Origin of the sequence: Pseudomonas sp. BF-RE-21 (assembly GCF_019947305.1) — a bacterium.
Lineage (GTDB): Bacteria > Pseudomonadota > Gammaproteobacteria > Pseudomonadales > Pseudomonadaceae > Aquipseudomonas > Aquipseudomonas migulae.
The window spans coordinates 93,972-108,161 of sequence record NZ_JAGYGF010000010.1 but is presented as its reverse complement, the minus strand read 5'-3'; the positions used below and the strand labels follow the sequence as shown (position 1 = coordinate 108,161).

Annotated in this window: 14 protein-coding genes; 5 read left to right on the top strand and 9 right to left on the bottom strand. The window is 59.7% G+C overall.

Going from position 1 to position 14,190, the window contains the following annotated elements:
* Positions 1 to 94 precede the first annotated feature (94 nt).
* Entirely contained in the window at positions 95 to 967 is an 873-nt protein-coding gene (locus KGB25_RS10245) for a LysR family transcriptional regulator (RefSeq protein WP_223434888.1), read from the bottom strand.
* 99 nt (positions 968 to 1,066) lie between these two features.
* Here KGB25_RS10245 and gstA point away from each other — a divergent pair, with 99 nt between their 5' ends.
* On the top strand, positions 1,067 to 1,669 hold the full coding sequence (gene gstA / locus KGB25_RS10240; RefSeq protein ID WP_223434887.1) for a glutathione transferase GstA: 603 nt from the start codon (positions 1,067 to 1,069) through the stop codon (positions 1,667 to 1,669).
* 103 nt (positions 1,670 to 1,772) lie between these two features.
* On the opposite strand, the gene KGB25_RS10235 is transcribed toward gstA, so the two are convergent.
* From KGB25_RS10235 to KGB25_RS10220, 4 genes are all read right to left on the bottom strand, one after another.
* Positions 1,773 to 2,786, bottom strand: coding sequence for an ABC transporter substrate-binding protein (locus KGB25_RS10235; protein WP_008033013.1), 1,014 nt, complete (start codon positions 2,784 to 2,786; stop codon positions 1,773 to 1,775).
* The gene (locus KGB25_RS10230; protein ID WP_008038576.1) at positions 2,783 to 3,316 is read right to left on the bottom strand and encodes a sigma-70 family RNA polymerase sigma factor; all 534 of its coding nucleotides are present in this window, start codon (positions 3,314 to 3,316) and stop codon (positions 2,783 to 2,785) included. The genes KGB25_RS10235 and KGB25_RS10230 overlap by 4 nt, the downstream gene beginning before the upstream one ends.
* A 243-nt stretch (positions 3,317 to 3,559) precedes the next feature.
* Positions 3,560 to 4,351 (bottom strand): phosphate/phosphite/phosphonate ABC transporter substrate-binding protein, encoded by a 792-nt coding sequence (locus KGB25_RS10225; protein ID WP_223434886.1) that lies wholly within the window; start codon positions 4,349 to 4,351, stop codon positions 3,560 to 3,562.
* Positions 4,352 to 4,485: 134 nt separating this feature from the next.
* Positions 4,486 to 5,427, bottom strand: a complete 942-nt coding sequence (locus KGB25_RS10220; protein ID WP_223434900.1) for a fatty acid desaturase — start codon at positions 5,425 to 5,427, stop codon at positions 4,486 to 4,488.
* 421 nt (positions 5,428 to 5,848) lie between these two features.
* On the opposite strand from KGB25_RS10220, the gene KGB25_RS10215 reads away from it, so the two are divergent.
* Positions 5,849 to 6,265, top strand: coding sequence for a GNAT family N-acetyltransferase (locus KGB25_RS10215; RefSeq protein WP_223434885.1), 417 nt, complete (start codon positions 5,849 to 5,851; stop codon positions 6,263 to 6,265).
* Positions 6,266 to 6,385: 120 nt separating this feature from the next.
* Here KGB25_RS10215 and def read toward each other — a convergent pair whose 3' ends face one another.
* Positions 6,386 to 6,925, bottom strand: a complete 540-nt coding sequence (gene def, locus KGB25_RS10210; RefSeq protein WP_008032999.1) for a peptide deformylase — start codon at positions 6,923 to 6,925, stop codon at positions 6,386 to 6,388.
* Entirely contained in the window at positions 6,922 to 7,884 is a 963-nt protein-coding gene (locus tag KGB25_RS10205) for a YihY/virulence factor BrkB family protein (protein WP_008032998.1), read from the bottom strand. The genes def and KGB25_RS10205 overlap by 4 nt, the downstream gene beginning before the upstream one ends.
* Positions 7,885 to 8,119: 235 nt before the next feature.
* Here KGB25_RS10205 and KGB25_RS10200 point away from each other — a divergent pair, with 235 nt between their 5' ends.
* Entirely contained in the window at positions 8,120 to 8,497 is a 378-nt protein-coding gene (locus KGB25_RS10200) for a hypothetical protein (RefSeq protein ID WP_008032995.1), read from the top strand.
* A gap of 132 nt (positions 8,498 to 8,629) precedes the next feature.
* Here KGB25_RS10200 and fadD1 read toward each other — a convergent pair whose 3' ends face one another.
* The gene (gene fadD1 / locus KGB25_RS10195; RefSeq protein ID WP_008038583.1) at positions 8,630 to 10,330 is read right to left on the bottom strand and encodes a long-chain-fatty-acid--CoA ligase FadD1; all 1,701 of its coding nucleotides are present in this window, start codon (positions 10,328 to 10,330) and stop codon (positions 8,630 to 8,632) included.
* A gap of 383 nt (positions 10,331 to 10,713) precedes the next feature.
* On the bottom strand, positions 10,714 to 12,402 hold the full coding sequence (gene fadD2 / locus KGB25_RS10190; protein ID WP_008032992.1) for a long-chain-fatty-acid--CoA ligase FadD2: 1,689 nt from the start codon (positions 12,400 to 12,402) through the stop codon (positions 10,714 to 10,716).
* Between the two features lie 215 nt (positions 12,403 to 12,617).
* Between fadD2 and KGB25_RS10185 the strand changes: the two genes are divergently transcribed.
* Positions 12,618 to 13,562, top strand: a complete 945-nt coding sequence (locus KGB25_RS10185; RefSeq protein WP_008032991.1) for an alpha/beta hydrolase — start codon at positions 12,618 to 12,620, stop codon at positions 13,560 to 13,562.
* A gap of 41 nt (positions 13,563 to 13,603) precedes the next feature.
* Positions 13,604 to 14,074 (top strand): MaoC family dehydratase, encoded by a 471-nt coding sequence (locus KGB25_RS10180; protein WP_008032990.1) that lies wholly within the window; start codon positions 13,604 to 13,606, stop codon positions 14,072 to 14,074.
* The last annotated feature ends 116 nt before the right edge of the window (positions 14,075 to 14,190 follow it).

Here is a 14,190-nt window from a genome sequence, read left to right as displayed (position 1 = left end):
GACATGGTTCGTCAGGACTGAGCATAGCCAGCCGCAATAGGCTTGCAAGGCCACTAGTCGGCCAGTATTGAGGACAAAAACGGTTCAGCTTGATTCAGTGTTCAGCCAGCATGCTCAACAACGCCTGCACCGCTGCCGAGGGTTGTTTGTTTGCGGCGACCACCAAGGCAAACTCACGATCGATACGCGGTTTGACCGGCACCACACGCAGCCCCTGGAGATGGCTGGGCAAGGTCATTTCCGGCACCAGGGTGACTCCGATGTTTTCGCGCACCAGCGTGAACGCACTGCTCCACTCGCGGACCTCGACCCGAACGTCGCGCAATTGCAGACCGGCATCGGCGGCCAGGCTGCGGGCGTTGGTCGAACAGCCGCCCGTGGCCAGCACAAACGGCTGGTCTGCCAACTCCGCGAGGGTGACGCCTTGTTCAATCGAGCGGCGTGCCAAGGGATGGCCACCGGGCAACACCGCGACCCAGGCATCGCACCCCAAACGCCCGGCATTGCGCTCCGGCGCCGGGTTCAGCACCACACCCACATCCACCAGGCCGGCGCCGAGCAGTGCTTCCACTTCATCGTCGCTGACTTCCAGCGCGACCACCTGAATGCCGGGGTAAAGCCGGCTGAATGTGCGCAGCAGCGGCGGCAGAAAGGTTGCCAGCACCATGGGAAAACTCGCCAGGCGAATCGTCCCGCGCTGGATGTCTTTCGCGGCATCGACGGTGCTGCGGATGTTTTCCAGGGCGCCGAGCATGGTCCGGGCCTGCTCGATGACCGGCAGGCCGATAGCGGTCGGCAGCGTTTGGCGATTCTCCCGAGTGAACAGCTGAACGCCGAGGGTATCTTCGATCAGCGCCAACGCTTGGCTCGCGCCTGACTGGGTCATGCCGACCCGTTCGGCCGCGCGGGTAATGTTGCCCGTATCGGCCACTGCCACCACCATTCGCCAGTGCATCAGATTCATCATGGCAGTAGCTTTCCTTATGGCAGTTTTCTTAAAGATTAATTTTACCGAGGGCGCCGCGCACTATGACACTGGCGCAAATCCCCAACCAGAGCCCTGCCGATGAAGTTGTATTACGCCCCTCAAGCCTGCTCGCTGGCACCGCACATTGTGCTGCGTGAACTGGACCTGCCGTTCGAGTTGATCCGCGTCGATAACCGCACCAAACGGACCGCGAGCGGTGCCGATTTCCTCGCCATCAACCCGAAGGGTTACGTCGCGGCGCTGCAACTCGACAACGGTGACGTGCTGACTGAAGGCCCGGCGATCCTGCAATACCTGGCGGACCTGCGACCCGAGGCGAACCTGGCGCCCGTGAACGGGACGTTCGAGCGACTGCGGTTGCAGGAGTGGCTGAATTTCGTTTCGACGGAGATTCATGGCGGGCTGGGTTGGCTGTTCAACGCGCAGCTCCCCGAGGAGGTGAAAGCGTTGATCAAGGAGAAGTTGTTCAAGCGCTTTGCGGTGTTGTGTCAGACGCTGGAGCGCCAGGATTATCTGCTGGCGGGTGGGTTCAGCGTGGCGGATGCTTACTTGTTTACGGTGTTGCGGTGGGCGCCGTTGTTTGCGATAGATTTGGATCAGTGGCCGGTGTTGATGCGGTTTCAGGCGCGGGTTGTTTTGCGCCCGGCGGTGCAAGCGGCGTTGGCCGTGGAGTTGGTGTAAGGTTTTAGATTGATTCGCGGGCAAGCCTCGCTCCTACAGGATTAACGATACCTTTGTAGGAGCGAGGCTTGCCCGCGAAATCGATGTAACAGACGCCGAAAAATTACAAACTCGCACTCACCTTGGTCGCCACCTCACCCGGCACCCAACCCTTCCAGATCTGCGGCTGATCGCGCAAAAACGCTTCCGCCACCTGACGCGGTTGCTGGCGTTTTTCGCTCATCTGCGCCAGCGTCTGGTTCAGCAGATCGATCGGGAAATCGACTTTCTCGAAGAACGACACCAAGTCCGGATACTGCGTCTTGAACGGTGCAGACACACCGATCGCCAGGCTCGCCGGCATCGAGCGCGTGCCTTTGGGGTTTGGGTTGTTGGCATCGGCCAGGGTCTTCCAGGCCTCGGCGTCGAAGGGCGGTTCTTCGAGTTTCACCAGTTTGAAGCGACCCAATAGCGGCGTCGGCGACCAGTAGTAGAACAACACCGGTTTGCCGCGACGGATCGACGAGGCCACTTCGGCATCCAGCGCCGCGCCGGAGCCGGTGCGGAAGTTGACGAAGCTGGTGGTCAGGTCGTAGGCCTTGAGTTTCTGACTGTTGACGATCTCCGAAGTCCAGCCGGTCGGGCTGTTGAGGAAGCGTCCGCGACTCGGGTCTTCGGGGTCGCGGAACACGTCTTTGTAGCGCGCCAGATCGGCGACGGATTTCAGCTCCGGCGCCAACGGTTTGATCCCGCGCTCCGGGTCGCCCTTGATCACGTATTCCGGCACCCACCAGCCTTCGGTGGCGCCTTTGACGGTGTCGCCCAGCCCGAACACTTTGCCTTCCGACGCCGCCTTGACCCACGCCGGACTACGCCCGGCCCACTCTTCGCCGATCACTTGAATGTCGTTCTTGGCCAATGCCGCTTCGAGGCTGACGGTGCTGCCCGGCAAAGTGTCGGTCGGGTAGCCGTAACCTTTTTCGACGATCAACCGCAGGATCTCGGTGATCAGGCTGCCGCTTTCCCAGGTGATGTCACCGAAGTGGATCGGCTTGGTTTGTTCCGCGGCGGGAACGTGGGTCGCCACAAGGCTCAGGGCCAGCAGCGAACTGCCGAGCAGGGTTTTGATCGATTTCATGCGGACCTCTGGTGCAAGGGTTCATTGGCGCTGTGCTGGGCGCACAACGCTTGGGAGCGGGTCATGTAGACGCTGACGGAGCGCTGGGAAATGCCCAGTTCGGCAGCGATTTGCGGGTACGTCAGGCCATCGATGCGCGACAACAGGAACGTCGCCCGGACTTTGCCCGGCAAACGCTCAAGCGTTCGGTCGAGACGGTGCAACGCCTGGGTCAGTTGCAGCAATTCCTCGGGCGAGGACGCTTGGGGCTGATCAAGGTGTTGCAGTTGATCGAGGTGCTGACGCTCCAGATCGCGACGGCGCCAGAGTTGATAAATCAACCGGCGGGCGATGGTGGTGAGCAAGGCGCGGGGCTCGCGGATCGGGGTCAGACCCGGCGATTCGAGCAGTTGCGCGAAAGTCTCGGCGGCGATGTCTTCGACGCTGGAACTGGCCCCGAGAAACTGGCGCAACCGAGCGCAGAGCCAGGGGTAATGGGCGCGGAACAATCCGCCCACATCGTTTCGATGGGATACGTCGGTGCCGGACATAGAGGCTCCAAGGGTTAGGGTCGCTGAATGTCCGGTGGTCCGGTGAGGCGAATCCTAGCAAGGAGCCTTATTCTTTAATAATACTTAAAATGCATTTTTATATTCCACAAAGGAATTAACGTTGTGTTTGATAGATTGCCTTCGCGGGCAAGCCTCGCTCCTACAGGATTTGTGTCGATCATCAATCCAGAGATCGACACAAATCCTGTAGGAGCGAGGCTTGCCCGCGAAGGCAATCTCCAGTCAACGCAACCGCCCAAACCCCAACGCCTCGGCTTCCTGCTGATAATCGAGAACGATTTGATAGTCGCTCTCGCCGGCCGGCAACACCTCGTGCAACCCAAGGACTTCGGCGACATCGGGCAATTCCCGCAGCGTCTCGTTCATCACCTGCCGCAGCGCCTCTACCTGTTTATCGGTCGCCGTCGCAACGGTGATATACGGCAAGGTCGGGCTGAACGCGCTACGCACCACCACGCGCAATCCCGCCACTTCCTCTTCGGCGTGCCGCGCCAGGTAGGCGAAGGTCACGCTGTCGATGGCGGCGAGGTCGGCTTGATCTTCACGCAGCCAGCGCAGGCTCTCGCGGTGGCTGCCGCTGATGCCGACGCTGGCGAAGAACTGACCGTCGCGGTGCAACGGCGCGAGTCGTTGACGCAGCAGGTTCATGCCGCTGTTGGAGTCTTCGCCGTTGATCACGCCACGGCTGCCGAAAAACGCGGGCAAGGTCCGGCGTGAATCATCGGCACGGCTGAGCAGCAGGCTGCAATGGTTGCCGCCGCTGCTGTCCGGCAGTTCGTAACGAGGCCGGCCGATAACCCGAACCTGGCCGCGCAATACGGTCATCAGCGGATAGCCGCAGGTTTGGGTCAGCAGCAACTGCGGGGACAGCCACAGGTCCATCAGCGATAGCCCATCGGCGTTGCGGCGGGTGGCGCCCAGACGTTCGAGGATTCGCGTCAGCCAACGCTCGTTGGCCTGGCGGATGGGTTCGGGGGCGACGTACATCAGTAATTCGGTGATGTGTTGAGTCATCAAAATCTCTCAAACAACAAACATCTACTGTAGGAGCCGGCTTGCCGGCGATGGCGGCGTATCAGTCCCATCAATGCAACATGACACACCGCCATCGCCAGCAAGCTGGCTCCTACAGGGGAATGTATTGGCAATCAGTGGAAGGGGTGTTTCGGGCTGTCGATCGCCTTTATCCCGTTCTCACGCCACAACTGAGCATAACCCTGCACCAGAAAGCCGCCGCTGCGCGCCACCCATTGCTCGCGGCGTGCGTGGTAGGCGCGGGGCAAGTCGTACCAGGGCAGACTCGGCAAGTCGTGATGCACCAGATGAAAATTCAGGTTCAGGAACAGCCAGCGCCATGGCCAGCCGGCTTCATTGAGCACGGTGCGTTGCTCGGGTTGCGCATGGGGACGGTGCTCATAGTAGGAGCGGATCATTGCAATCGACAGCGCCGGCACGCTGATCAGCAACAGGTAATGCCACACCGGCACCGCGCTGTAATGGGCGATGAACAGCAACATCGACACGGTCAGTGCGCCGTGGGTCAGCCACATCAACCAGGCCTGTCGATCACCCGATCTCAAGCGCTGCAGTTCTTCGCGCGCCAGCGCCAGCAAGGCCAGCGGCGCACCGATGATGAAGCGTCCGAGTACGGTTTTGTTCAGCCAGTGCAGGCTCTGTTCGAACACGGAACTGCCCTGCCACCGCTCGGCACTCAGGTAACGGCTTTCCGGATCGATGCCCGGCAAGGTCAGGTCTTCGTCGCGGTGATGCAGCAGATGGCTGTCGCGATACAACGTGTAGGGGTACCAGACGGCGAACGGTGCGTAACCGAGGATTTTGTTCAGCGTGGTCCAGCGGGTGGGATGACCGTGGAGCAATTCATGCTGCACCGACAACCACAGCACCACCAGCGGAATCAGCAGCAACGTGCTCCACCAGACGCCCAATCGATTGCTGGCCAGCATGATGCCGAACCAGCCGCCGTACACGCCGATCAGCAGCAACCAGGTCGGCCACTCGGTGCGAGCGGTCAGGCGCTGGCGCAGGGTTTCGATTTCTTCTCGGTGGGCACTATCGAAGTAATGGGGCATGGCGTTGCTCAGATCGGGGACCAGTCCCTTTCTGTGCAATGGCATCGGGAAATCTTGCAGATTATTTTGCCCCCCTCCTGTAGGAGCTGGCTTGCCGGCGATGGACTCTCAGACACCGCGTTTTTTTCTATGTAAACGCGTCATCGTTAACGGCCATCGCCGGCAAGCCGGCTCCTACAGGGAGAACGTGGGTTTCATGCTTACCGCTTAATGGCCGAACACACCCACCTTCTTGGCCTTCTTGTCCGCGCGTTTTTCATCGGCGGTTTTCGCCGGTTTCTTCTTCGCTGCTTTTTTTGAATCCATGCCTTTGGCCATGATACGTACTCCACTCATACGGGATGTGAGATCAGGTATACACCTATCCCCGGCCGCCCGTTCTTTTATAATCGCCCGCTTTGCGCACACACAGACCCGCCCCATGCCCGACACTCAATACACCTTGCTCGACGAGCCGTTATGGCCCCTGATGAACAAGTTTTATCGCGCCCACCAATCGTCGATGAAAGCGGTCCGCGACGCTCAATTGTGGGTGGCCCGGCGCAACGAGATCATTGCGGCGCTGTGCTTGCGTCCGGTCTCGGGCGGGCATTGGTTGACTGGTTTGTTTGTCGACCCGGCCTGTCGTGAACAAGGGATCGCAGCGACGCTGATTGCCGAAGCGGTGAACGGTCTCGACCAACCGGTGTGGCTGTTCTGCCACCCGGACTTGCGGGGCTTTTATGAGCGTCGCGGGTTTACCTTCGATCCGCCCATGCCATACGCGATGGTCGAACGCTTGAGCCGTTATGCGCGCAGCAAACCGATGATAGCGATGGGGCTGGAGCCGGTTGGATAGACATGAAGATCAACTGTAGGAGTGAGCCTGCTCGCGATGAGGCCGTGACAGTCAATACTTTTGGTGACTGACACGCCGCAATCGCGAGCAGGCTCGCTCCTACAGGGTTTGACGGTGAGGTCAATCGTCGGCGTTGGGATCTAGATCCGGAAACATCACTTCGGTGAACCCGAATTTGCTGAAGTCGGTAATCCGTGACGGGTACAACCGGCCGATCAGGTGATCACATTCGTGCTGCACCACACGAGCATGAAACCCTGAAGCGATGCGCACGATCGGCTCGCCTTTCGGGTCAAAACCTTCATAGCGAATTTGCTGGTAACGACTCACCGCGCCGCGTAATCCAGGCACCGACAGGCAGCCTTCAAACCCCTCTTCCATCACCGGACTCAACGGCGTGATCAGCGGATTGATCAGAATCGTCTGCGGCACCGCTTCAGCGTCCGGATAACGCTCGCTGTGCTCGAAGCCGAAGATCACCAGTTGCAGGTCGACGCCGATCTGCGGCGCGGCCAGGCCTACCCCGCCGACGCTTTCCATGGTCTGGAACATGTCGTCGATCAGTTGCCACAGCTCCGGGCTGTCGAACATCTCGGCGGGGACCGGCGGCGCAATGCGCAGCAGGCGCTCGTCGCCCATTTTCAGGATTTCACGGATCATTTGATGACTTCGTCAGTGGGTGGTTTCACCGAGTGATCCCGGCCCAGTCCGGAAACGTGATGTTTCTCTTCGTGGACAGGACCGTGCTCGCCGGGGACCTTTTCGCCAGGGTCCTTGCCTTCGGTCGACATGTGTTCGATCACCGCATTCATTTCCGCGCCGAGCAACAGCACCGCCGCGGAAATGTAGAAGTACAGCAACAGCACGATGATCGCGCCGATACTGCCATACATGGCGTTGTAGTTGGCGAAGGTCTTGACGTAAAACGCAAAGCCCAACGACGCGATGATCCACACCACCACCGCCAGCACCGAGCCTGGGGTGATGAAACGAAACTCCTGTTTTACGTCGGGCATGACGTAATAGATCAGCGCCACGGCAATCATCATCAGGATCACGATGACCGGCCAGCGAGCGATGGTCCAGACCGTGACAATAAAGTCTTCAAGGCCGACCTGCGCGGCGATCCAGCCCATCACTTGCGGCCCGAGCACCATCAGCGCGGCGGCAATCAGCAACATCCCGGCAATGCCGATCGTGTAGAAAACCGACAGCGGAAAACGCTTCCAGAACGGCCGGCCTTCGACCACGTCATACGCGGCGTTCATCGCGCTCATCATCAGTCGCACGCCGGCCGAGGCCGTATACAGCGCGATGACGATACCGACCGAGAGCAAGCCACCCTTGGATTGCTGGAGCTGGTCGATCACCGGGTTCACCTGCTCCAGCGCCTGGGGCGGCAGGACCAGTTCCGATTGCAGGCGCAGCCAGGAAAAGAAGTCCGGCAGGTGCAGGAAACCGATCAGGGCAATCAGGAAAAGAATGAAGGGAAACAACGAAAACAGCATTTGATAGGCCAACGCCGAGGCATAGGTCGACATCTCGTCGGCGACGAACTCGGTGACCGTGCGCACCATCACACGATGGAGGGGCACACCTTTCATGTCCGGGAAAATCATTAGCGTCTCCTTTCGCCGCAATGGGGTTGAAGTCGTGGCGACTCAGGGGCCGTTTTCTACATCAAAGTAGCCTACTTGGCGACTTTGAAACAATTTCCGTATGCAAGTTCAGACTGACACAAAAACGACATTTCATCGTTCCGTGCAGGTTGGGCTTTATGTTTGCCGACCAACCCCCGAGAATGCGCAACGTATTCAGGCTACGGCCCTGAAGATCCAATCCCGTAGGAATGTTATGAAACTCGATAAAAAGCAGGCCATTGCCCGCAGAAACCAGGAACTCGGCGGTGCTGTGCTTGGCGTCAACAACTGCCATTTCGCCGAATTGAACCGTAACCGCAACATCTGGTGGTTCGATCTCCCGGTGGCGCGCCTGGCCATTGGTCAGTACGAATGGATTCACCTGCTGATGCACACGCCGGACACCGACGAACTGCTGCACCTGAAAGTGCCGACGGTGTTCCTGCGCGAGAAGCTCGAAGGGCTGGTGGTGCGTAACCAGGGCAAGCGCAAGGCTGCGCTGAGCCTGGAACTGAGTGCGGACAAGGATTCGTACCTGCAGGACATGCGCCCGGCGGGCACCAACGTCAATTTCGCGCCGTTCCGCCAATAACATTGTAGGAGCCGGCTTGCCGGCGATGGCGGTACATCTGGCACATCAATGTTTACTGACACACCGCTATCGCCGGCAAGCCGGCTCCTACAGGTCCAACAAAAAGCCCCGCATCTGCGGGGCTTTTGTTTGTTACGCGCCTACTTTCTTCGCGTTGATCTTCTTCAGCTCTTCATCACGCAATTCCCGACGCAGGATCTTGCCAACGTTGGTCGTCGGCAGCGCATCGCGGAACTCGACGGCTTTCGGCACTTTGTAGCCGGTGACGTTCGCACGCATGTGCTCCATCACTTGCTCTTTGGTGAGGGTCACGCCCGGTTTGGCGACGATGAAAATCTTGATCGCCTCGCCCGACTTCTCGTCCGGCACACCGATGGCCGCACATTGCAGCACGCCCGGCAGGGTCGCGAGCACGTCTTCGAGCTCATTCGGGTACACGTTGAAACCGGACACCAGGATCATGTCTTTCTTGCGATCGACAATGCGCATGTAGCCGTCAGGCTGGATCAGCGCGATGTCACCGGTCTTCAACCAGCCTTCGCTGTCGAGCATTTCGTCGGTGGCTTCCTGACGCTGCCAGTAGCCCTTCATCACCTGCGGACCTTTCACACACAGCTCGCCGATTTCGCCCAACGGTTGCTCAACGCCGGCATCGTCGATGACTTTGCACAGGGTCGACGGCACCGGAATGCCGATGGTGCCGATCTGGATGTTCTGGATCGGGTTCACGGTGGCCACCGGGCTGGTTTCGGTCATGCCGTAACCTTCGCAGATAGCGCAACCGGTGACCGCTTTCCAGCGTTCGGCCGCGGCCAGTTGCAGGGCCATGCCGCCCGACAGGGTGACTTTCAGCGCCGAGAAATCCAGCTTGCGGAAGCCTTCGTTGTTGCACAGGGCCACGAACAGCGTGTTCAGGCCGACGAAGCCGCTGAACTTCCACTTCGACAGTTCCTTGACCATCGCCGTCAGGTCGCGCGGGTTGCTGATCAGGATGTTGTGGTTGCCGATCAGCATCATCGCCATGCAATGAAAGGTGAAGGCATAGATGTGGTACAGCGGCAGCGGCGTGATCAGGATCTCGCAACCTTCATTCAGGTTGGAACCCATCAGCGCCTTGCACTGCAACATGTTGGCGACGAGGTTGCGATGGGTCAGCATTGCGCCCTTGGCCACGCCGGTGGTGCCGCCGGTGTATTGCAGCACTGCCACGTCGCTGCTGGCCGGGTTGGCTTCAGCCACTGGCTGGCCATGGCCCTTGCTCAACACGTCGTTGAACTTGATGGCTTTGGGCAAGTGATACGCCGGCACCATCTTCTTCACGTACTTGATGACGCTGTTGATCAGCAGGCGCTTGAGCGGCGGCAGCAGGTCGGCGACTTCGGTGACGATGACGTGCTTGACGCCGGTTTTCGGCACGACGGCCTCGGCCAGATGCGCCATGTTGGCCAGGCAGACCAGGGCTTTGGCGCCGGAGTCGTTGAACTGGTGTTCCATTTCCCGCGCGGTGTACAGCGGGTTGGTGTTGACCACGATCAGCCCGGCGCGGATGGCACCGAACACAGCGACCGGGTACTGCAAGACGTTGGGCAGTTGCACGGCGATTCGATCGCCCGGCTGCAAGTCGGTATGCTGTTGCAGGTAAGCGGCAAAGGCACCGGACAATTCGTACAGTTCACCGTAGGTGATTGTCTTGCCCAGGTTACTGAATGCCGGCTTGTCGGCGAAGCGTTGGCAGGACTGTTTCAACACTGCCTGAATATTCGGATACTCGTCCGGATTGATGTCGGCAGCAATCCCGGCAGGGTACTTATCCTTCCAGAAGTCTTCGATCATGGAAGCCCACTCCTCAGCAACGCGAATTCAAATACCGCATTTGATGCGATTATTATTGGTGTTTGATTATTGGTGAGTCTGGGCTTTTTACAGAGGCCGAGAGGTCACAAAGCGCGCCGAGAGTAGCAGCTTTGCCAAGGGCCGACTAGAGCCAAAAGCGGCCTCTACAGTCACATTAGTGACTCAAGAATGACAAACGGTCATTTTAGAGCAAAAAACCTATATGTCGCTGAAAGCCCCGAAAATCGGGGCCTCCGCCTTAAAAGCATCGCGGGCAAGCCTCGCTCCTACAGGTTTTGTGTCGTTCATGACCTTATGAACAACACTGACCTTGTAGGAGCGAGGCTTGCCCGCGAACCGCGCGAAGCGCGGCCATTTATCGGTTACGCGATATCCCGCAACTCCCGCCGCAGAATCTTGCCCACCGGCGTCATCGGCAACGACTCACGCAACACGATGTGCTTGGGCACTTTGTACGCGGTGAAGTTTTCCTTGCAGTAAGCCTTCAACTCTTCAAGGCTGACCCCCGATTCACGCGCCACCACAAACAACTTCACCGCCTCGCCCGAACGTTCGTCCGGCACACCGATGACGGCGCAGTTGGCGACTTTCGGGTGAGCCATCACCACGTCTTCGATTTCGTTCGGGTACACGTTGAAACCCGAGACGATGATCATGTCTTTCTTGCGATCGACGATGCGCACAAAACCGTCCGGGTCGATCACCGCGATGTCGCCGGACTTGAACCAGCCTTCGGCATCCAGCACTTCGGCGGTGGCTTCGGGTTTCTGCCAGTAGCCCTTCATGATCTGCGGACCCTTGATGCACAGTTCGCCGCGCTCGCCCAACGGTTGCTCGACGCCTTCATCGTTGATGACTTTCAGCGTGGTGCCCGGCACCGGCAGTCCGACCGTGCCGATCCGCGATTTGTCACCGTACGGGTTGGTGCACGCCACCGGCGAGGTTTCGGTCAGGCCGTAACCTTCGGTGATGCGGCAACCGGTCAGTTGCTCCCAGCGCTCGGCGGTGGCCTTGACCAGCGCAGTGCCGCCGGAGTTGGTGAGCTTGAGGCTGGAGAAATCCAGGGTCTTGAAGTCCGGGTGGTCCATCAACGCGACGAACAGCGTGTTGAGCCCCAGCAACGCCGAGAACCGCCAGTTTTTCAGCTCCTTGATGAAGCCCTTGATGTCTCGTGGATTGGTGATCAGCACGTTGTGGTTGCCGGTCACCATCATGCACATGCAATTCGCCGTGAATGCATAGATGTGGTACAGCGGCAGCGGCGCGATCATCACTTCCTGCCCTTCGCGCAGCAACGGCTGACCGTCAGCGCCGAACTGGCCGAGGCAGGCGCGTGCCTGCTGCATGTTCGCCACCAGGTTGCCGTGGGTCAGCATCGCGCCCTTGGCCAGCCCGGTGGTGCCGCCGGTGTATTGCAGCACGGCGATATCGTTGAGGCCGGCGTTCAACGGCTTGATGCCCAGGCCCCGGCCCAGACGCAGCGCGCTCCTGAAGGAGATCGCCTGCGGCAAGGCGTAGTCCGGGACCATTTTCTTGACCTTGCTGACCAGCGTGTTGACCAGCCAGCCCTTGGCGGCAGGCATCAGGTCGCCCATCTTCGCTTCGATCAGGTACTGGATGTCGGTGTCGGCCAGCACTTCCTGGACCTTCTGCCCGAATACGTTCAGGTAAACCAGTGCCCGGGCACCGGAGTCCTTGAACTGATGACGCATTTCCCGCGCGGTGTACAGCGGGTTGGTGTTGACCACGATCAGCCCGGCGCGCAACGCGCCGAACACGGCAATCGGGTAATGCAGGACGTTGGGCATCTGCACCGCGATGCGATCGCCGGGCTCCAGGTCGGTGTGGGCTTGCAGGTAACCGGCGAACGCGGCGCTGTAGCGTTCCAGTTCGGCGTAGGTCAGGGTGACGCCCATGTTGCTGAAGGCCGGGCGGTCAGCAAATTTTTTGCAGGAACGCTCGAACACCTCGATCACCGACTTGTAAGCCCCTTGTTCGATGTCCAGGGGTACGCCGGCCGGGCGTTTGTCATTCCAGAAATCAGGTTGCATTGTTCTTGTCCTCTTTACCTGAACCTATCCGGGGCCGCTTTTGTGTCACCTTTGAAAAAGCGGAGCTTCACGGACACTAGCAGCTATGGCGAATCAGGCAAATATGCCAACAACCGTCATTGACCGTGTGAATCTCGGTGCCGTGGTGCGGCCTGATCAGACGGCAAGCGCAGGATGCGCTATACAATGGGCCGAGCCCATGCAAAGGAATCGCCATGATCCACGACACCTTCTGGCTGACCGCGAGTGACCGCAGCCGCCTCTTCGTCAACCAGTGGCTGCCCGCAGCGCCGTTGAAAGCGGTGATCCTGCTGGCCCACGGCATGGCCGAACACAGCGGTCGCTATGCGCGCCTGGCAGAAAAGTGCTGCGCACAGGACTACGGTGTGTACGCGCCGGACCTGCGTGGACATGGCAAAACTGCCGAAAACGGGACACTCGGTCATTTCGCCGACGACGATGGCTGGTGCAAGGTGGTCGGCGACCTCGCCAGCCTCAATCAGCACATTGGCCAGCATCATCCCGGCGTACCGATCGTGCTGCTCGGCCACAGCATGGGCAGCTACATCGCCCAGGCTTATCTGCTGCATCACAGCGCCAGCCTGCACGGCGCGGTGCTCAGCGGTTCGAACTTCCAGCCCGTGGCGCTTTATCGCGCGGCGCGGCAGATTGCCCGCCTGGAACGACTGCGCCAAGGGCCGAAGGGCCGCAGCGCGCTGATCGAATGGCTGTCGTTCGGCTCGTTCAACAAGGCCTTCAAACCGGCCCGCACCCGGTTCGACTGGCTCAGCCGCGACCCGGCGGAGGTCGATCTGTACGCCAACGACCCGCTCTGCGGCTTCCGCTGCACCAACCAACTGTGGATCGATTTGCTCGGCGGCTTGCAGCAAATCAGCAAAGCGTCCAATCTCGCTCAGATCGATCCGGGCCTGCCGTTGCTGGTGATAGGCGGTGAATGTGATCCGGTGAGCGAAGGCAAGCGTCTGAAAGATCTGGCCGATGCGCTACGCGCCGCGGGCAGCCAGAGCCTGCAACTGACGATTTATCCGCAGGCACGGCACGAACTGTTCAACGAGAGCAACCGTGATGAGGTGACGGCCGATGTGCTGGGCTGGATCGCACAAGCCCTGAGCCACCGCCGCCCGCCCCGATCCGAATAGTTTTTTTGTGGTTTTTTTATTTGTCACAGGAATTGAAACAGATGACCCAGGTTACCAACACCCCGTACGAAGCCCTCGAAGTCGGCCAGACCGCCAGCTACAGCAAGACGGTCGAAGAGCGTGACATTCAGCTGTTCGCCGCCATGTCGGGTGACCACAACCCGGTGCATCTGGACGCCGAATTCGCCGCCGGCACCATGTTCAAGGAGCGCATCGCGCACGGCATGTTCAGTGGCGCGTTGATCAGCGCTGCAGTTGCCTGCGAGTTGCCTGGGCCGGGGACTATTTATATCGGTCAGCAGATGAGCTTTCAGAAGCCGGTGAAGCTTGGCGATACGCTGACGGTGCGCCTGGAGATTCTGGAGAAGTTGCCGAAATTCCGTGTGCGCATTGCCACCCGCGTGTTCAACCAGCGCGATGAGTTGGTGGTGGATGGCGAGGCGGAGATTCTGGCACCGCGCAAACAGCAGACCGTGACGTTGACTAGTCTGCCGGCGATCAGCATCGGCTAAGTACGGCGCTCAACTGTAGGAGCCGGCTTGCTGGCGATGCGTACGCCTCGGTATCTCAGGGAAACCGCGTTGATCCCATCGCCAGCAAGCCGGCTCCTGCAGTGGCTGCGATCTTT